Origin of the sequence: Trichlorobacter ammonificans, assembly GCF_933509905.1 — a bacterium.
In the GTDB taxonomy this organism is placed as follows: domain Bacteria; phylum Desulfobacterota; class Desulfuromonadia; order Geobacterales; family Pseudopelobacteraceae; genus Trichlorobacter; species Trichlorobacter ammonificans.
In genome coordinates this window covers 505218-524205 of record NZ_OW150024.1, presented here as the reverse complement: position 1 = coordinate 524205, position 18988 = coordinate 505218, and the positions used below count along the sequence as shown (strand labels likewise).

Below are 18988 nucleotides of genomic sequence, written 5' to 3'. Positions count from 1 at the left end.
GAGAATTTTATAATAGTCCTTTCAAAGACTAAAGGCAACTGGGCAGTTTCCGCACGCCTTAGTCAGAACCCTTTCAGAAAAAACGCCCAGACCGGCAGCGTGGCAAAGGAAAGCGGAATACCGATCCCCAACATCATGGTAAGCAACGGCGGGTCAAGATCGTGGTCCATGGCGATAATGCCAGCAGTGATCATCGGCGCCATGGCGGCCTCGAAAATGGTCACCTGCATGGCCGGACCGCGCAGCCCCAGAAGCCCCAGATACAGGAGGGCGATCAGTAACGGCCCCAGCAGCAGCTTGTACCCCAGTCCCAGGGCAAGGCCGGTACGCATGCCGCGCAGCGGGATGAAACGCAGCTGGAAGCCCACCGAGGCCAGGGCAAGAGGAGTGATGGTATCGGCAAGCTTCTTCAGCACCGTTACCGTCCAGTCCGGAAAGGGGACCGGCCGCAGCACCACAGCCAGCACCAGTGCCTGGAAAGGGGGAAAGAGTACTACCTTGCGGACCATTTGTCGCGGCGAGGGGCTGCCGGAGGAATAGAGCGCCGCCGCCAGGATACCCAGGGAGGAAAGGACCATGAAACTGCCCAACTGGTCGGCCAGGATACCGACTCCCAGCAGGTCGCGTCCGTAGTATGCCTCGATCATCGGCAACCCTACAAAGGAGGTGTTGCCCAGTCCTCCGGTCAGCACCAGGGCACCGACGGTGCGGCGGGGCAGGGAGAGAGCATTGCCGGCCAGGTGGAAAAAAAGCCAGCCAACGCCGAAGAGCAGCCAAGCCATGCCGGCGACGAAGAGCATCGAACTGTCGAACTGCAGGGAGTGAATATGCAGAATGGCGGCAGCCGGCAGGGAAAGGTGAATGACGAAGCCGTTCAGCGCCGCCGGGGTACTTTCCGGAAAGCGGCCGGTCCGCCGCAGGAGCGCGCCGGCCACCAGGCACAAAATGAGCAGGACGACATTGGCCATCAGGCTTCCGCCGCACGCAACAGCAGGGCGTTCATCACCGCCGCCGCCACGGTCGATCCTCCCTTGCGCCCCATGTTGGTGATGAACGGCACGCCCAGCGCGCCACTGGCCAGTGCATTCTTACTTTCCTCGGCTCCGACGAAACCGACCGGCAGGCCGACGATCAGGGCGGGCAGACAAGTACCGTTGCGCACCTGCTCCATCAGCTCGAACAGGGCGGTGGGTGCATTGCCGATAACAAAGATGCCGTCGGAATTTTCACGACAGGCGCGGCGCATGGCGGCCACGGACCGGGTGATACCCTCGTGCCGGGCCGCCTCGGCAACATCGGCGGCCGCCACATTGCAGGAGAGGCGGCAGCCGAAGCTGCCGGCCAGGTCCTTGCGGATACCGGCAAGGGCCATGGTGGTATCGGTGACAATGCTTCTGCCGGCCCGCAGTGCGGTAACGGCCGCTGTAACGGCGTCGGGGGTCATGACCAGGCTCTGCAGGTATTCATAGTCGGCACTGGTATGGATGACCCGCCGTACCACGGGCCACTGCTCGGGTGACCAGTCATGGCCTCCCGCCTCCTCGTCAATAATCCGGAAGGAAGCCGCCTCGATCTCTTCGGGGTTCATGCCGCGGGAATCGCTCACTGCCGCCATCCTTTCTCGGCCAGGGACTCCTCTACCCGCTGGGCCACCACGTCAGCCAGCTTGGGATGGACTCCGAGATGGCGCCCCATTTCCATGATCAGACCGGGGTGACGCCTGCGGGCTTCCTCGATCTCCTCCGGCAGGTCGTGCAGCACGTGGGCTCCCATGAACAGAAAATAGGGCACCATCAGAATCCGCTGCGCCCCCCGGGCGACACAGTCGTCGATCCCTTGCTGGATGTTCGGCTCGTGCAGTTCTCGAAACGCCACTTCCACAATTTCAAAACCGGTACGTTCCTGCACCATGCGGCTAATCTCGCGGGCGGCGTCATTGGCTTCCGGGATGCGGCTGCCGTGGGCCATGATCAAAAGTGCTGTCTTCATGCTGATGTCGTTTCCTTTCGTATCCGTCGTTTGTCCTATGACTGGCCCTGCTCCGCCAACTGTTCGGCTACCAGCATGGCTCCCCCCAGCAACCCGGCATCATCACCCAGCCGGGATCTGCGCACCTTGACCCCCGCCGCAATACGGGGAAAGGTCCTGGCCGCCAGAGTGCGCCGGATGGCCGGAGCCATCAAATCGAAGCTGGCTGCCACCCCACCGCCGATAACGATCCCGTCCAGATTGAGCAGATTGAGCAGACCGGCCAAGCCGGTTCCCAGGCAGACACCAATCCGTTCGAAAGCGGCCAGTGCTTCACGCTCCCCCCGGCCTGCAGCCCGGGCCAGTTCCTCCGGCTGCCTGCCGTTGCCGTACCTGCTCAGCGCAGAGGCCGAGACATACTGCTCCAGGCATCCACGGTTGCCGCAGGGGCACGGCAGTCCCTCCGGTTCCAGGGTCAGGTGGCCGAACTCGGAGGCGTAGCCGCCGCTGCCGGTCCAGAGCCGTCCGTCGAGGATCAGGCCGCTACCCAGGCCGGTACCGATGGTCACCACGGCCAGGGAGTTCAACCCCCTGCCGGCGCCGGTGCGTGCCTCTCCCAGGGCGATCAGGTTGGCGTCGTTGCCGCAACGGACCGGCACCCCCACCCGTTCCTCCAGGGAGACGGCGAGGTTGACTCCGTCCAGCGGCTGCATGTTGACCGAGGAGCGTACCGTGCCGTTGCGGTCGATCAGCCCGGGCACACCCACACCGATGCCGGCAACCCGGAGTCCTTCGCCAGTGGCTGCGGCAAGGGTTGCCCGTATGTGGCGCTCAAGGCGGTCCAGAAAGGCGGTTGCCCCGGCGGCAATGGCACTTTCGCTGCGGAAGCGGTTCAGGATGGTGCCGTCTGCCGATACCAGCGCCCCCCGCAAATTGGTTCCCCCGATGTCGATACCGATATGGGCAGGGCTGCCATCGACCATATTCACCTCATGCACTGGTTTTCAGCATCGGCCAAAGTCTACGACAGAGCTCCTCGCATCGCAACCACCATCTGGAACAGTGTATTTTTTTGCACGACGGATAGCACTTGACAGCATGCGGAGAAGGGGCTTATTGTCTTTAGCCGCAATAAATGCAATTCCCCGATAGTCGCCTGAAATCAACCATTTTTTTAGCGACACTAAATTTACAAGGAGCACGCCCAGATGGCAAACATCAAAAACTCACTTGAGTATCACTCCATGGGTCGCAAGGGCAAGATCGAGGTTGTTCCCACCAAACCCTGCCAGACCGCCGAGGACCTCTCCCTGGCCTACTCTCCCGGCGTGGCCGAACCCTGCCTTGCCATCGAGAAGAATCCCGAAGACGCTTACAAGTATACCGCCAAAGGCAACCTGGTGGCGGTGGTTTCCAACGGTACCGCCGTGCTGGGCCTGGGCAACCTGGGCGCCCTGGCCGGCAAGCCGGTCATGGAAGGAAAAGGAATCCTGTTCAAGCGCTTCGCCGATATCGACGTGTTCGACATCGAGCTCGACACGGAAAATCCCGACGAGATCATCAGGGCCTGTCAGCTGCTGGAGCCCACTTTCGGCGGCATCAACCTGGAGGATATCAAGGCGCCGGAGTGCTTCTACATTGAGGAAGAGCTGAAAAAGACCATGAAAATTCCGGTCTTCCACGACGACCAGCACGGTACCGCCATCATTTCCTCGGCAGCCCTGATCAACGCCCTGATGCTGGTGGGCAAGAAGCTGGAGGACATCCGCATCGTGGTCAACGGTGCCGGCGCCTCGGCCAACTCCTGCGCCAAGCTGGCCATAGCGTTAGGCGTCAAACCGAACAACATGATCATGTGCGACACCAAGGGAGTCATCTACAAAGGGCGCAAGGAGGGGATGAACCCCTACAAGGAGCTGTTTGCGGCAGACACCCCGTTCCGCACCCTGGAAGAGGCCGCCGCCGGCGCCGACGTGCTCTTCGGCCTCTCCGTCAAGGGGGCCTTCACCCGTGAGATGGTGGCCAGCATGGCCCCCAACCCGATCATCTTTGCCATGGCCAATCCCGATCCGGAGATCACCCCCGAGGAGGCGTTCGCCGTTCGCAACGACGTAATCATGGCCACCGGCCGCTCCGACTACCCCAACCAGGTGAACAACGTGCTGGGCTTCCCCTTCATTTTCCGCGGTGCGCTGGATGTGCGGGCCACCGGCATCAATGAAGAGATGAAGCTCGCCGCCGTGCAGGCCCTGGCCAAACTGGCACGGGAAGAGGTGCCCGACTCGGTCAGCAAGGCCTACGGCAACAAGAAGTTTGTCTTCGGACCGGACTACATCATTCCCAAGCCGTTCGATCCCCGTGTCCTGCTGCACGTGGCGCCGGCCGTGGCCCAGGCGGCCATGGATTCGGGCGTGGCGCGGCAGCCGATCGAGGACATGGCCAAGTACATCGAGCATCTGGAGTCGACCCAGGGCAAGTCCAAAGAGATCATGCGGATGATCATCAACAAGGCCAAGAGTGACCCCAAGAAAGTCGTCTTCCCCGAGGGGGACAACGAGAAAATCCTCCGCGCCGCCCAGGTGCTGGTTGAGGAGAAAATCGCCCACCCGATCCTGGTGGGGGATACCGACAAGATCACCGAGAAGATCGCCGAGTTGGGCCTGGAGTTGAACGGCACCCAGATCGTTGACACCAAGACCTCGGAGTATTCCGAGGCCTACAGCCAGGAGCTGTACCGCCTGCGTCAGCGCCGCGGGGTCACCCAGAGCGAGGCGGGACGGATCATCCGCCGCAAGTCCCGCAACCACTTCGGCGCCATGATGGTCCGGATGGACGATGCCGACGCCATGCTGTCCGGTATCGACACCCACTATCCCGACACCATCCGTCCCGCACTTGAGGTAATCGGCAAGCAGGAGGGACTGGCCGGCGTGCACGGCCTCTACATGATGGTGTTCAAGAAAGGGGTCTACTTCCTGGCCGACACCACCGTCACCATCGACCCCACGGCCGAAGAACTGGCCGAAACCGCCATCCTGGCCGCCAACACGGTGCGGATGCTTGATATCGAACCGCGGGTAGCCATGCTCTCCTTTTCCAACTTCGGCTCGGCCAACCACCCCCACGCCCAGAAGGTCAAGCGGGCGGTGGAGATCGTCAACGAGCGTGCGCCGGATCTGATCGTGGAAGGCGAGATGCAGGCCGACACGGCAGTGGTGCCCGAGCTGCTGGACGGCTTTGAATTCTCGCAGCTGAAAACGCCGGCCAACATTCTGATCTTCCCGGACCTCAACTCCGGCAACATCTGCTACAAGCTGCTGCACCGGCTGGGCGGTGCCGAAGCGATCGGCCCGATCCTGATGGGCACCAAGAAACCGGTGCACGTCCTGCAACGGGGGGACAGCGTCGAAGATATCGTGAAGATGGCGGCCATTGCCGTTGTCGATGCCCAGAACCCCGGGATGTTCTAACCCCCGACCACAGACAAAGCGGGGCGGGTCATCGACCCGCCCCGCTTGTCGTTTGCGTTGCTCACTGCCAGGGTATCGTCCCCCTGCCTCTCATGCTCCCCATGCAGCTCCCGCCGCGTACCCGGAAGCGTCCGTGCCAGCCCGCTCAGTGCTGCGGATCGGGATGTGCCTGCGTGCTGATTTTATCGATCCAGGCCATGATCAAGGCGGACAACAGGAAGACGACGTGAATCGACGCCTGGGCGACAAGGTCGCGGTCACTGACCTTGGCCATGTTCATGAACGAGGTCAGCAGGTGGATTGAGGAGATGCTGATGATGGCCATCGAAAGCTTGACCTTCAGCACCCCCGCATTGACGTGGTTCAGCCACTCCGGCTGGTCCGGGTGCCCGTCGACGTCAACACGGGAAACAAAAATATCATACCCGCCGATGATGATCATGATCAGCAGGTTGGCAATCATCACAATATCCACCAGCCCCAGCACGACCAGCATGATCTCGGTCTCGCCCAGCGTTCCCGTGGCAGTACCCATGACCAGACGCGCCAGCTCCTTGAGAAACTTGTACGCGTAGACAACCTGCGCAACGATCAGCCCCAGGTAGAGGGGCAGCTGCGTCCAGCGGCTGAAAAAAATCATACGACTCAAAAATGTGGGCATACAGTATCCAGTATCATTTGCAAAGGATTTCCGGCAGGCGCCGCCGGACGACTGCCGCTATTTCAGGTCAAACCCCTGCAGGTCCTCGTCACTGAAATCAAGGCTCGCATCATCGCCGCCCTCGGCGGCATCCTGCAGCAGCAGGGCCGTATCCCTGAAGCCGGGGCAGGCTCGCTCGACCTCTTCAAGCAGCATCCGCGACTCGTCTCCCCTGCCCAACCGTTGCAGGGTCAGCGCCAGTTCGTACTCGACGGTCACCTCTTCATCAACGGAAAGGCCTGGAGATGACAACAGCGCACGCAAGGCATTCTCCGCAACAGCCAGCTCGCCCTTCTCCCGCAGACAGGCTCCCTGCATGGCCAGACAGCGAACCCTGGCGCCGGGACCGGCCGCCGCCAAGCGGAACTCGGCGATGGCATCGTCGAACAGCCCCATTTCCCGGAAGGCAACCCCCAGGTCGAAATGGGACTGATAATCGGCATTTTCCAGCTCGCCGCCGAACCGCACCGCACCGGTGTCGGTTCTGACGGTGTCGAAAATACCGCTGACCGTCTCGAACCAGTTCTCGCCGGAAACTGCCCGGCTGTCCACGGCATCAGCGTCTTCCAGGTCGACGTCGATCTCGAACAGCTCCTCGTCGGGGGGCTGCAGGCCACCGTCCGGAGCGGCAGGTACCGTTTCGGACGGCGAATCAGCCGCCGCAGCGGCGGTGCCGGCAGCCTCCGGTGTCTGCTCATCCTCCCAGACCGGCAACGCCGGAAAGGATTCATCCTCTTCATCCACTGCGTCGACAAACGCCGAAACCTCCGGCGCCACCGTCGGCGTCTCCTGCACGACCAGCCGCGAGGCTTCCTCGGCAGCCTCGCACCGCCGGGCAAGCTCCTGCAGGAGTGCCGGATCAACGGGGGTCAACGCGGCAAGCTCCTGATAGAGTTCCCGCAGGATACGGTATGCGCCCGCATCCCGGAACGGTGTCGCGTACTCCCACAGCAGCCGTTGGGCTTCATCGGGCCTGTTTTCCCGGAGTAGGCAGCGGATCAGGTATTCACGGGGCATGATGTCGGAAGGGTAGAGCTGGATCAGATGACGGCAGGCCATCTTGAGGCGCTCCCACTGCTCCAGGCGGTGACAAGCCTCGATCACCAGCCGCCAGCAGGCGATATCCTGCGGTGCCTCCCTGAGCAGCGCCTGAAGGATCTGCACCGCCTGCTCGGCCCCGCCGGCAGTAATCTTCTCCTTGATGATCCTCGCGGTGAACCCTTGCTGGTCCTCGAACAACTGCCCCATTTTCACGGCCAGCCGGGCAAAGGCGATGCTGTCCTTACGGTCGATCAGGATACCGGCCAGGGCGTTGAATGCCTGCAGTGCTCCTTCCCGGTCGCCGGCCTGGTACAGGATCTCGGCATGCTTGAGTCGGATGTTGACGTTCTGGGGATCCGCCTTCTGCATCAAGCCCAGCACCCGGGCGCCCTCGCCGGGGTTACCGGCCGCCTCGAAATGATCAAAGGCCCGCTTGTATTCCGCCAGGGCATTGGGCAGGAGTCCATGACGCTGGTTCAGATCGGCCAGGGTGAGCACGACCTCGATATCGTCGGGAAAGAGGCGTTCAAGCTGTTTGTAAACCGCTATCGCCTTGAGATAGAAACCACCAGCCGTCAGGCTTTTGCCAACCGTTTCGAATTCCGCACGCGCCTCGGCAAGCCGGTTTGCCCGGGCCAGCAGTTCAGCCAGCCGCTGACGCACCCGCAGATCAGCCGGATCAAGGGCGACCGCTTCCTGGTATCCTTTGATCGCCCGGTCCACCTGCCCTTTTTGCAACAGTTTCTGGGCATCGGCTATCAGTATATCCTTCTTTGCCACATCGCGCTCCGTCAGGTGGGGGGTCGCATCGCGGAAAACGACCAAAACAGTCAGGTAACCATACGGGATGAGGTACAGTGCTGTCAATTACGGATGTCGCCGCCACTCCCGCTGCTGGAGAGCAGGCTGCCGGCAGCAATTCCTTTTGACAGGCGTCCGCAAATGCAGTACCACTACGGCGGTCACCCCATTGCCCGATCGGATCGGTCCCCCTGAGCCCTCATATGCATGATTCACTCGCCATAGTTCTGGTTGAACCACAGTCGCCGGGCAACATCGGCATGGTCTGCCGGGCCATGAAAAACATGGGTATCCATCGTCTACGACTGGTCAAGGGATGCGACCGCCTGCACCCCGAGGCCCTCAAGTTCGCCGTTTCCGCCCGGGACCTGCTGGAACAGGCCCAGCTTTTTCCCTCCCTGGAAGCGGCACTGGCCGATACGACCATCTCGGTGGCCACCACCCGTCGTACCGGCAAATACCGCCGGGAGCTGATGACGCCACCCCAGGTGGCCCGGATGATCCACCAACAGGCAGGCGGCATGGCCGCACTGGTCTTTGGCCGTGAAGACCACGGCCTCACCACCGACGAACTGTCCCGCTGCACCCTGCAGGCCACCATACCGTCGAGCAGCGACTACGGCTCCTTGAATCTTGCCCAGTCGGTGCTTATCTTCTGCTACGAGCTGTTCTCCGGCACCGCCGGAGAGGTGGACGACACCGCCCGACGTCAGCTTGCCGCCTCCGGCGAACTGGAGCCGTTGTTCGACCAGATGCAGGCAACGCTGCTCTCGATCGGCTACCTGAACCCGCAGAACCCCGATCACATCATGCGCAGCCTGCGCCGCATCCTGTTCCGTTCCGGCCTCGACAGCCGCGAGGCAGCCCTGCTGCGCGGCATGTTTTCCCAGATCGACTGGGCTGCCCGTAACTTCGACGGCCGAAAGAAAACGCGGTGAACGTCACCTGGGTCGGCCTGTTGGCCGGACTGCTGACCAGCATCGCCTCCCTGCCCCAGGTGGTCAAGACCTGGCGCAGCCGCCACGTTCGGGATCTCTCGATCTGGCAACCGCTGCTGTTGTCCCTGGGGGTTGCGCTGTGGCTGGTCTACGGTATGCTTATTCGCGACCTGCCGCTGATTCTGGCCAACATTACGCCGCTGGCCTGCAACTTGCTGCTGACCGGCATGAAGATCAGATATGCCCGCAATGACCGGGAGACAACGCCATAACAACACGTGACATCACGGAGGTTCCACCATGAAACGCATTCTGTACGCAATTGCCGCCACCCTGCTGCTGGGGCTGTTGTCGGGCTGTGGCTACAACACCATGCAGGCCAACGAAGAAGCGGTCACCGCCGCCTGGGGCAACGTTGAGTCCGCCTATCAGCGCCGCAACGACCTGATCCCCAACCTGGTGGAGGTGGTCAAGGGGTACGCCAAGCATGAGGCGGACACCCTGAAGGCGGTCACCGAGGCCCGCGCCAGAGTGGGCAGCATGCAACTGGGCAAGGGACTGCTCAACGATCCTGCCGCCTTCAGCAAATTTCAACAGAACCAGGGTGAACTCTCCTCGGCCCTGTCCCGACTGATGGTGGTGGCGGAACGCTACCCCGACCTGAAGGCCAACCAGAACTTCCTCGACCTGCAGAAACAGCTGGAAGGGACTGAGAACCGGATCAACGTGGCCCGTGAACGGTATAATGCTGCGGTACAGGTCTTCAACACCAGCATCCGCACCTTCCCCAACAGCCTGACCAACTCGCTGCTGCTCAAGCTGCAGCGCAAGGAACCGTTCAAGGCTGAAGAAGGAGCCAAGACGGCACCGAAGGTAACGTTCTAGATGTCCGTGCGCTACGCAGCCGCCATACTGCGTCAGTGTGCAGTGCTGCTGATCCTGTCAGTCTGCCTGGGACTTCCGGCACTGGCACTGGAACCCCCGGCCCTGAAGGGGCGGATCAACGACTATGCCGGTATGCTCTCCCCGACGGTAGCCGCCGCCCTTGAACAGAAACTGGCCGCCTTCGAGCGGGAGACCACTACCCAGGTGGTGCTGTTGACCGTCCCCTCGCTGGAAGGGGATGTCATTGAAAATCTGGCCATCCGGGTGGCCGACGCCTGGAAAATCGGCCAGAAGGGGAAAGGAAACGGCGTCATCCTGATCCTGGCGCAAAAAGAGCGCAAGATCAGGATCGAGGTCGGCACCGGCCTGCAGGGGGTGCTGCCGGACATCACCGCCGGCCAGATCATCCGTAACGTCATGGCCCCGGCACTCAAGGCAGGTGACAACGACACGGGAATTTCAGCCGGTCTTGCCGCCATCATGGATGCCACCAAGGGGGAATTCAAGGCCACTCCGGCGGACAAGAAGGCAAAGAAGAAAAAGAGCAGCGGCTATGAGCTGTTCGTTGTCCTTTTATTGCTGGGGACCGTGGTGGTGGCGGCGGTCGGCTCATCCTCCCGGACCGGCGGCATCCTGACGGGGGGGGCGGCGCTGCCGGCTGCCGCCGCAATCGGCTTGGGCAGCGCCCTCTGGAAGCTGGCAATCCTGGCGGTGCTGGGAGCTGCCGCCGGCTTCCTGATCAGCCTGCTGATGCAGCTCTTCCGGGGAGCGGGCGGTGGCGGCTCCGGCTGGGGCGGGGGTCCCACCATTTTCTACGGGGGGGGTGGCTGGGGTGGCGGCTCATCCTCATCCGGCGACAGTTTCTCCGGCGGCGGGGGGGATTTTGACGGCGGCGGCGCCTCGGACGCTACTAGCCCTGCCCCTCTCCAACCATCTGTTCTCCGCAAACAACGACGGGGCGCTCTTCCAGGCGCCCCGTCGTTGTTTCGTCCTATTGAAAGCCCGCGTGTCCTGTGCGGTCAGCTTGTGACGAACCGCACGGCACACTAGCGACGACGCTTGCCGCCGCCTTTCCCCTTTCCTCCCCGTTTCGGAGCAGGGGCAGCGGCGGGGGACGCGTTCAGCTTCGGGCGCTTCCCCCTGACCGGGATGCGGGGGTAGCGTTCGCCGCTGTACTCCAGGTTCTCCTGTTTCTCCGGCCGCTGGGCCGCGGCGTGGGAGACCAGGGCGAATTCGATCCGCCGGGCCTGGGGGTTCACCGCCACGACCCGCACCGTCACCGGGTCGCCGATCCGCAGGGTACGGCCGCTCTGCCGCCCTTTCAGCGCGTGCTCACGCTCCTCGAAGCTGTACAGGTCGTCGGTGAGGGTGGAGCTATGCACCAGCCCCTCCACGAACAGCTCGGTCAACTCCACGAAGCAGCCGAAACCGGCCACCCCGGCGATGAAGCCGCCGAACTCTTCCCCCACCTTTCCCTGCATGAACTGGAGTTTCTTCAACTCGACAATATCCCGCTCCGCCTCCATGGCTACCCGCTCGCGGCTGCTGGTATGCTCCGCCGCCTCGGCCAGGGAAGCGGCCATCTCCGCCTGCCGGCGCTCCTCCTGGCGGGTAAGGGGGCGCTCCGCCGCCGTCAGCACCAGCTTGAGGAACCGATGCACCATCAGGTCCGGATAGCGGCGGATCGGCGAGGTGAAGTGGGTATAGCAGTCCGAAGCCAGGCCAAAATGCTTCAGGTTGATGCCGCTGTAGCGGGCCTGCTTCATGCAGCGCAACAGGCCGTAGTTCACCATCCGCTCCTCCGGTTTCCCTTCGGCTGAGGCCACCAGCGCCTGGAGGGCGGCCGGCTCCACCGTGTCCCCCTTCATCTCCAGGGTGAAGCCGAAGGGCACCAGAAACTCCCGGAACGCCGCCAGCTTTTCCGGGGCGGGCGGTTCGTGAATCCGGTAGATAAACGGCACCTGCCGGGAAGTGACGAACCGGGCCACCGCCTCGTTGGCCGCCAGCATGAACTCCTCGATCAGCCGGTGGGCCAGGTTCCGCTCGCTTTTGATAATCGCCTCGGTTTGGCCGGTGAGCCCCAGTACGATCTCCGGCTCCGGCAGGTCGAAATCAATGCTGCCCCGGCGACGGCGCATCGCCATCAGGGCCAGGGCCAGCTGCTTCATCTCCAGCAGCATCGGCGCCAGCTCCCGATACTCCCCCAGGGCCGAAGGATCGTTATCCTCAATGACCCCTTTCACCTGGGTATAGGTCAGCCGGGCATCGCTCCTGATAACGCTGGTGTAGAAGCGGGATTCCCGCAGACTGCCGCCGGCATCGATCAGCAGCTCGGCGGTCATGGTCAGGCGGTCCTGGTGGGGATTCAGGGAGCAGATGCCGTTGGAGAGCCGCTCCGGCAGCATCGGCAGACAGCGGTCCGGGAAGTAGACCGAGGTGCCCCGCAGGTAGGCATCCCGGTCCAGGGAAGAACCGGGGGTGACGTACTGCGACACGTCGGCGATGGAGACCCAGAGCCGGAACGCCTCCCCTTCCCGCCGCAACGACACTGCGTCGTCGAAATCCTTGGCGGTCTCGCCGTCGATGGTCACGGTGGGCAGCTTGCGCAGGTCCACCCGCCCCTCCAGGTCACCCTTGCCGATCTGTGCCGGGACCGCCTCCGCCTCGGCCAGGGTGGCGGCATCAAAGGTATGGGGCAGATCGAAGCGCCGGATGACCGTCTGCACCTCGACATCCGGGTTGTCGGGCCAGCCCAGGATCTCGATCACCTTCCCCTCGGCAGGCCGCCCCCCCACCGGCCAGGCAGTGACCTCAATCACCACCTGCTGGCCGTCCACGGCGCCGTTGGTGGCCCGCGGCGGAATCGAAAACGGTCCCCCCAGCCGCAGTTCCTCCGGGATGAACAGGGCACCGCGGCCGGTCTGCTGGAACCGCCCCACCACCCGGCTGTTGGCCCGCTGCAGTACCGCCACCACCCGTCCGTCCCGCTTCCCCTGCCGCCCGCGGCTCGGCTCGCCGCGCACCGACACGGTGTCGCCGTGCATGGCGCCCCCCAGCCCCTTGGCCGGGATGAAGATATCCTCTCCCCCCTCCTCGGGTGCCACGAAACCGTAGCCGTCCCGGTGCACCGAGATGGTCCCCCGCACCGTACCGACGTTCTCCGCCCCCGGCAGGGTGTAGCGGTTGCCCCGCAGCCGGACCAGCTCACCGTCCCGTACCATGGCCTCCACCAGCCGCTTCAGCTCGTTCTTGACCTGGCGGCCCCCGAAGGCCCGCAGCAGACCGGCAAAGTGCAGCGGTTCGCTTTCCTCCCGCAACAGCAGCAGTATATCCTGTTTCACGACATGCATTCCCCGTTACTCCTTTGCCGGAAGTATAGAGGCAAACCTGAAAAACCTCATCCCCTTTTTGGGGGTGCTGTGGTACAGTCCGGCTCCATGAACAGCCAGGGAACCATAACCTTTGTCGGCGCCGGACCGGGCGCCGTTGACCTGATCACCGTACGGGGCGCCACCCTGCTCAAGGAGGCCGACCTGGTCCTCTATGCCGGCAGCCTGGTGGACCGGGAGCTGGTGCGGACCTACGCCGTCGATGCCGAGCTGTTCGACTCCGCCGGCATGGCCCTCACGGAGATCATCACCATCATGCTGGATGCCGTTGCCGCCGGAAAACAGGTGGTGCGGCTGCACACCGGCGACCCTTCCATCTACGGCGCCATCCAGGAGCAGATGACGGCCCTGGACCGCCTGGGGATCGAGTACCGGGTCGTGCCGGGGGTGACCAGCGCCTTTGCCGCCGCCGCCACCCTGCGCCAGGAACTGACCATGCCGGAAGTATCCCAGACCGTGATCATCACCCGCATGGAAGGACGCACCCCGGTGCCGGAGCGGGAGGCGTTGCGGCGCCTGGCGGCCCACGGTGCCACCCTGGCCCTCTACCTCTCGGTGGGGATGATCGATACCATGGTGACGGAGCTCCTGGCCGGCGGCGGCTACCACGAAACCACGCCGGTGGCGGTGGTGTCCCGGGCCAGCTGGCCCGACGAGCTGGTCATCGAGGGAACCCTGGCCGACATCGCCCACAAGGTCCGGGCCGCCGGCATCAGCAAGCAGGCCGTGATCCTGGTGGGGGAAGCCCTTGCCGCCCGCACCAAGGGGATGAAGGCCCGCTCGCTGCTCTACGACGAGAGCTTCAGCCACGGCTGCCGCGCTTAAACCGTCGCTTGTCCTCGATTTCAAAGCACGGATGAGATCAAGGCGGCGAGGAATTCGGCGACGCAGGCGTACACGGCAGCACGTCGAGGAGACGAAAACGAGCCAACGAAGATATCGCCGTGAGTTGAAATCGAGGTAACATGTCCACCGCCGTCATCGCCATAACCCGCAACGGCGCCCAACTGGGGGCGCGTCTGGTCGGCGGGCTGCCGGACTGCACCCTGTACGTACTGCGCAAGTTCCACGGTGCTGCCGGCAAGACGGCCCGTCCCTTCGACGACCTGCGCCAGCTGCTGACCACCCTCTGGCAGGAGCGCAGCGATCTGGTCTGCATCATGGCCTGCGGCATCGTGGTACGGATGGTTGCACCGCTGCTGGAATCCAAGGACCGCGACCCGGCGGTGGTGGTGCTGGACGATGCCGGCAGGTTTGCCATATCCCTTCTGTCCGGCCATCTCGGGGGGGCCAATGAACTGGCCCGGCGCAGCGCCTGGCTGGTGGGGGCCCGGCCGGTGATCACCACCGCCACCGATGTCAACGATCTCCCCTCCTTCGATCTGCTGGCCAAGGAACAGGGGTGGGAGATTGACGACCTTGCCGGGGTCAGGCTGCTGAACAGCCTGCTCGTGGACAACCAGCCGATCGCCGTGGTGGACCCCACCGAACGGGTCCGCACCTGGTTTCACGGCACCGGCCGCCTCTCCTTCTACGGCACCTTTGCCCATGCCGTCAAATCCGACGCCCAGGGGTTTCTCTTCGTCACCAATCGTCAACTCCCCCCCCAGACCATGCCGCAGAATCTGCTGATCCTGCGTCCCCGCAACCTGGTACTGGGGATCGGCTGCAACAGTGCCACCCCCGCCGACGAGATCGAGGCCTTTGTGCTGAGCCACCTGAAGCGGCTCTTTCTCTCTCCCCGCAGTGTCGGCATGGTGGCCACGGCCGCTGCCAAACGGGAGGAAGCGGGGCTGGTGGAGTTCGCCCGGCGGCTCGGCGCTCCGCTGATCTGTTTCGAAAGCGAGGAACTGAACCGGGTGCGTCCCCCTTCGCCCCCTTCCGAGCATGCCCTGGCGGCCATCGGCGCCATCGGCGTGGCCGAACCGGCGGCCCTGCTGGCCTCGGGCAACGACCGGCTGCTGTTGAAAAAGGTCAAGTCGGACAACGTCACCCTGGCGGTGGCGGAACTGGGAGGGCAGGCACCATGACCAAACCGCTCATCCTCATCACCATGGGGGATCCCTCGGGGGTCGGACCTGAAATCATCGTGAAAGCGCTGGAAGACCCGTCACTGCGGGAGCAGTCGGACCTGCTGGTGCTGGGAGACCGGTTGGCCATGGAGCGGGCCGTGACGGTCTGCGGCTCCGGACTGACCATCGTCGAGGTCGAGGAGCCGAAGCAGGCGCGAAACCTGGAGGCGGAGACGCTGCCCCTTTTGGCGCTCTCCCGGCTGGAAGCGGCGGACATGGCCTACGGCGCGCCGTCGGAGCGGGCCGGCGACGCAGTCTACCGCTACATCCGCCGGGCCACCGAACTCTGTCTCGCCGGCGAGGCGGCAGCCGTGGCCACCGCGCCGATCAGCAAGGAGGCGATGAACCGCGCCGGCCACACCTACCACGGCCATACCGAACTGCTGGCGGAGCTGTGCCGTTGTGACGATTACGTAATGATGCTGGCCGGCGACATCCTGCGGGTCTCGCTGGTGACCATCCACGAGGCCCTGGCCGACGTGCCGGGCATGATTACGTTCGAGCAGGTGCTGAAAACCATCCGGGTGACCGCGACCGGCGTTGCGCCGCTCTGCGGCACCGGCACCCCGCGTATCGCCGTGCTCTCGCTTAACCCCCACTGCGGCGAGGGGGGAATGTTCGGCGACGAAGAAGAACGGATCATCATGCCGGCCATTCAGGCGGCCCAGGCGGAGGGGCTGCGGGTAGAAGGGCCGTTCTCCGCCGATACGTTCTTCTATTTCGCCGCCAAAACGCCCCCCCCCTGGGATGCCGTGGTGGCCATGTACCACGACCAGGGGCTGATCCCCCTGAAAATGCTGCATTTCGACGACGGCATCAACCTGACCCTGGGGCTGCCGATCATTCGCACCTCGGTGGATCACGGCACCGCCTACAATCTGGCCGGCAGCGGCCGGGCGTCGGCCGCCAGCATGAAGGCGGCCATCCGCGCCGCCGCCCGCTTGGTCGGCAGCCGCGAGGATCGTCCCGGCTGCCGTGGTATTACGGTTGACAGCCACACGTTTGTCCCCTAGATTTACCGCGACAGCAGTCTGAGACCGGTTGCGCCGTTCCGGTACACCTGTTTTTTCGAAGGGTAGGAACCTTGAAACTTCCGCACCGCCCCCTTTCACTGTCCGGACTCTCCCGAAGCGCCTCCATACGCGCATTTGTCGCTATTTCCTGCCTGATCGTCTCGGCCGTCACCTTTCTGGTGGTGGTGGGCATCAGCGTCATTTTCTACCTTTACCAGGAAGAGCAGACCACCTCCGAATTCACCGCCTCCGTTTCCCGCCAGTCATTCGGTATTCTCCAGGAGTTGATGCAGAAGGGCTGGAACGGCCCCCAACTCCACGAGATGCTGGAGCGGTACCGTGGTTCCCTGCCCACCACCACCACCATCAGCCTCTACCGTAACGAACAGCTGGCCTGGCAGTCCGTTGATCCTGACCGCCCCCGGACCACCGAAGCCCAGGTGCTCAAGGTGTTTTCCAGCGGTGCCGCCATGAAGGAGTTCGGTGGTGGGGCCCTGCTGATGTACACTCCCCTGGTGGCGGAAAAGAAGTGCCTGGGCTGTCACAATTCCGTCACTGAGGGCTCCGTACTGGCGGTGCTCAAGGTCTCATCCAACCTCTCCGCTTCCCACGCCGCCGCTTTCAGGCAGGTATGCGGCGTTTTTCTGCTGCTTTCCCCGATGCCGCTCCTGATGGCTTGGTTTCTCTCCCGGCGGATCAACCGCCACGTCAGTTCTGCCTTTGAGTTGCTGCGCGACAAGATCACCGCCATCAACCGGATGGATGACCTGACCAGTCTGAACATGACCGATCAGCGGGTGGGGTTGTGGGAGTTTGACCGGCTCTTCGCCGAGATGGGAGATTTGATCGCCCGAATCAGGTCCGTAGCCGTGGGCAAGGAGATGCTGGAGTTCGAGATCCGGGTGCTGGAGCGCTTCATCATCACCAGCGATTCGGTCAAGGACTGGAAGGAGCGGGTCTGCTTTCTGCTGCTGGAGCTGAACAAGGTGATGCCGGTCTACACCCTCTTCTGCGTCTTCCAGGTGGATGAGGAGCTGTACGACATTGAGATCTTCTGGAAGTCATCCCCTTCGCCGGAAACCTCCACCCTGATGGAACAGACGGTCCGCAGCCGGATCAACCGTGAGATGAGCGAGCTTGCCGTCCATTCGTCGCTCAGCATCGTCCATACCGTTGCCGACCTGCGCGGCGACCTGCTGCAGCTCGATGCAACGGAAATCGACATGCAGACCAAGTCGCTGTTGCTCAAAAACCCGCGTATCGGCGGCGTGGTGGGGATCGGCGTCCAGACCCGGATAGCGGAGGACCCGATCCGCTGCCTGGTGATCGACAGTATCCTGACCACCCTGCTCAACGTGGTGGGCTCCATCAAGGCGATCTACAAATACACCCGCGAGCTGGAGTACTACGCCACCCGCGATCCCCTGACCAACCTGTTCAACCAGCGTATTTTCTGGGAACTGCTGGGGTACGAGATATCGCGGGCTGCCCGCCACCGCTACCACTTCGGCCTGCTGGTGATCGATCTGGACAACTTCAAGCAGGTCAACGACACCTACGGCCATATCTTCGGCGACAAATTCCTGGTGCAGGTGGCCGACGTCATCCACGGCGCCCTGCGCAAGGGAGATATCCTGGCCCGTTACGGCGGTGACGAGTTCTCGGTGGTGCTGCCGGAAGCGGACGAGGAACAGGTCTACCTGGTGGCCACCAGGATCAAGGACGCCCTGGAAGCCCTGGTGGTGCCGGCACCGGACGGGACGCCGGTGCGGGGCACCGCCTCCATCGGCATGGCGGTCTACCCGACCCATGCCGACAACGAAAAAGACCTGTTCATGTTTGCCGACAACATGACCTACAAGGCCAAGGCCGGCGGCAAGAACCGGGTGCTGGTTCCCACCGACGAGGATGTGGTGCACGTCTTCAAGCGCAGCAGCGAACTGTCCAAGCTGCTGATCAAGACCATCGAGGAAAAACGGGTCATTCCGTACTTCCAGCCGATCGTCTCCACGGCCACCGGCGAAATTCTTTGCCATGAGCTGCTCTGCCGGATCGAGGTGGAGGGGGAGATCATGCCGGCGGGTGACTTTATCGAAACAGCGGAGCGTCTCGGAATCGTCTGCAAACTGGACTGCATTCTGATGGAGAAGCTGTTCGCCCGGATGCAGGCCGACACGTATCAGGGGATGATCTTCATCAACCTCTCCCCCCGCTCCCTGATCATGCAGGAGTTCATCCCCACGGTGATCCGCCTCTCCCACACCTACGGCATCGCCCACGACCGGATCGTCTTCGAGCTGACCGAGCGGGAGACCGTGCGCAACGTCAGCCTGCTGGAGACCTTCGTGACCGTGCTGAAACTGGAGGGGTTCAAATTCGCCATCGACGATTTCGGCGCCGGTTTTTCCTCTTTCCAGTACGTGCGACGCCTGCCCATCGACTTCGTCAAGATCGACGGCGACTTCATCCGGGAGATGCTGGACGACGGCAAGGACTACGCCTTCGTCAAGACCCTGGCCGTGCTGGCCCGCGAGTTCGGTATTCAAACCATCGCCGAATACATCGAGAACGAAGAACTGTTCCGGGCCATCAGCGAGCTGGAGATCGATTTCGGCCAGGGCTACCACCTGGGCCCCCCCTCGCCCGACCTGCTGCCGGTGGGCACGATCCGCAAGCTCACCTGACGGCACCACCGTGCCGCAACGCCACCC

16 protein-coding genes are annotated in these 18988 nt (G+C 63.3%); 9 read left to right on the top strand and 7 right to left on the bottom strand.

Annotated elements, in window-relative coordinates; genetic code table 11:
- Window positions 1-62: 62 nt before the first annotated feature.
- The 4 genes from RAK07_RS02240 to RAK07_RS02225 are packed head-to-tail and all read right to left on the bottom strand — an operon-like array spanning window position 63 to window position 2951.
- A complete protein-coding gene (locus tag RAK07_RS02240; RefSeq protein ID WP_305731232.1) occupies window positions 63-968 on the bottom strand; it encodes an AEC family transporter in 906 nt (301 codons plus the stop codon).
- Complete coding sequence (locus tag RAK07_RS02235) at window positions 968-1606, bottom strand: precorrin-8X methylmutase (protein ID WP_309550340.1); 639 nt, start codon at window positions 1604-1606, stop codon at window positions 968-970. The genes RAK07_RS02240 and RAK07_RS02235 overlap by 1 nt, the downstream gene beginning before the upstream one ends.
- Complete coding sequence (locus RAK07_RS02230; protein ID WP_305731231.1) at window positions 1603-1989, bottom strand: sirohydrochlorin chelatase; 387 nt, start codon at window positions 1987-1989, stop codon at window positions 1603-1605. The genes RAK07_RS02235 and RAK07_RS02230 overlap by 4 nt, the downstream gene beginning before the upstream one ends.
- Window positions 1990-2024: 35 nt before the next feature.
- The gene (locus RAK07_RS02225; RefSeq protein WP_305733465.1) at window positions 2025-2951 is read right to left on the bottom strand and encodes an ROK family protein; all 927 of its coding nucleotides are present in this window, start codon (window positions 2949-2951) and stop codon (window positions 2025-2027) included.
- Window positions 2952-3176: 225 nt separating this feature from the next.
- Here RAK07_RS02225 and RAK07_RS02220 point away from each other — a divergent pair, with 225 nt between their 5' ends.
- Entirely contained in the window at window positions 3177-5438 is a 2262-nt protein-coding gene (locus tag RAK07_RS02220; protein ID WP_305731230.1) for an NADP-dependent malic enzyme, read from the top strand.
- 145 nt (window positions 5439-5583) lie between these two features.
- On the opposite strand, the gene RAK07_RS02215 is transcribed toward RAK07_RS02220, so the two are convergent.
- Together RAK07_RS02215 and RAK07_RS02210 are read right to left on the bottom strand one after the other, a co-directional pair.
- Window positions 5584-6099, bottom strand: coding sequence for a TIGR00645 family protein (locus tag RAK07_RS02215; protein WP_305731229.1), 516 nt, complete (start codon window positions 6097-6099; stop codon window positions 5584-5586).
- Window positions 6100-6156: 57 nt separating this feature from the next.
- Window positions 6157-7959, bottom strand: coding sequence for a tetratricopeptide repeat protein (locus tag RAK07_RS02210; protein WP_305731228.1), 1803 nt, complete (start codon window positions 7957-7959; stop codon window positions 6157-6159).
- Between the two features lie 224 nt (window positions 7960-8183).
- On the opposite strand from RAK07_RS02210, the gene RAK07_RS02205 reads away from it, so the two are divergent.
- The 4 genes from RAK07_RS02205 to RAK07_RS02190 are packed head-to-tail and all read left to right on the top strand — an operon-like array spanning window position 8184 to window position 10853.
- Window positions 8184-8918: an RNA methyltransferase gene (locus RAK07_RS02205; RefSeq protein WP_305731227.1), complete on the top strand. Its 735-nt coding sequence runs from the start codon at window positions 8184-8186 to the stop codon at window positions 8916-8918.
- Window positions 8915-9190, top strand: a complete 276-nt coding sequence (locus RAK07_RS02200; RefSeq protein ID WP_305731226.1) for an SWEET family sugar transporter — start codon at window positions 8915-8917, stop codon at window positions 9188-9190. The genes RAK07_RS02205 and RAK07_RS02200 overlap by 4 nt, the downstream gene beginning before the upstream one ends.
- Before the next feature lie 28 nt (window positions 9191-9218).
- Complete coding sequence (locus tag RAK07_RS02195; protein WP_305731225.1) at window positions 9219-9803, top strand: LemA family protein; 585 nt, start codon at window positions 9219-9221, stop codon at window positions 9801-9803.
- Window positions 9804-10853: a TPM domain-containing protein gene (locus RAK07_RS02190; RefSeq protein ID WP_305731224.1), complete on the top strand. Its 1050-nt coding sequence runs from the start codon at window positions 9804-9806 to the stop codon at window positions 10851-10853.
- Here RAK07_RS02190 and rnr read toward each other — a convergent pair.
- Window positions 10850-13153 carry a ribonuclease R gene (rnr, locus tag RAK07_RS02185; RefSeq protein ID WP_305731223.1) on the bottom strand — a complete coding sequence of 768 codons (2304 nt, stop codon included), beginning with the start codon at window positions 13151-13153 and terminating at the stop codon, window positions 10850-10852. The genes RAK07_RS02190 and rnr overlap by 4 nt on opposite strands.
- An 87-nt stretch (window positions 13154-13240) precedes the next feature.
- Here rnr and cobM point away from each other — a divergent pair, with 87 nt between their 5' ends.
- The 4 genes from cobM (at window position 13241) to RAK07_RS02165 (ending at window position 18961) form a co-directional block, all read left to right on the top strand.
- A complete protein-coding gene (gene cobM, locus RAK07_RS02180) occupies window positions 13241-14017 on the top strand; it encodes a precorrin-4 C(11)-methyltransferase (protein WP_305731222.1) in 777 nt (258 codons plus the stop codon).
- A 140-nt stretch (window positions 14018-14157) separates the two neighbouring features.
- Entirely contained in the window at window positions 14158-15222 is a 1065-nt protein-coding gene (locus RAK07_RS02175; RefSeq protein ID WP_305731221.1) for a cobalt-precorrin 5A hydrolase, read from the top strand.
- Window positions 15219-16277: a 4-hydroxythreonine-4-phosphate dehydrogenase PdxA gene (gene pdxA, locus RAK07_RS02170; protein ID WP_305731220.1), complete on the top strand. Its 1059-nt coding sequence runs from the start codon at window positions 15219-15221 to the stop codon at window positions 16275-16277. The genes RAK07_RS02175 and pdxA overlap by 4 nt, the downstream gene beginning before the upstream one ends.
- Window positions 16278-16348: 71 nt before the next feature.
- Window positions 16349-18961, top strand: coding sequence for a putative bifunctional diguanylate cyclase/phosphodiesterase (locus RAK07_RS02165; protein WP_305731219.1), 2613 nt, complete (start codon window positions 16349-16351; stop codon window positions 18959-18961).
- The last annotated feature ends 27 nt before the right edge of the window (window positions 18962-18988 follow it).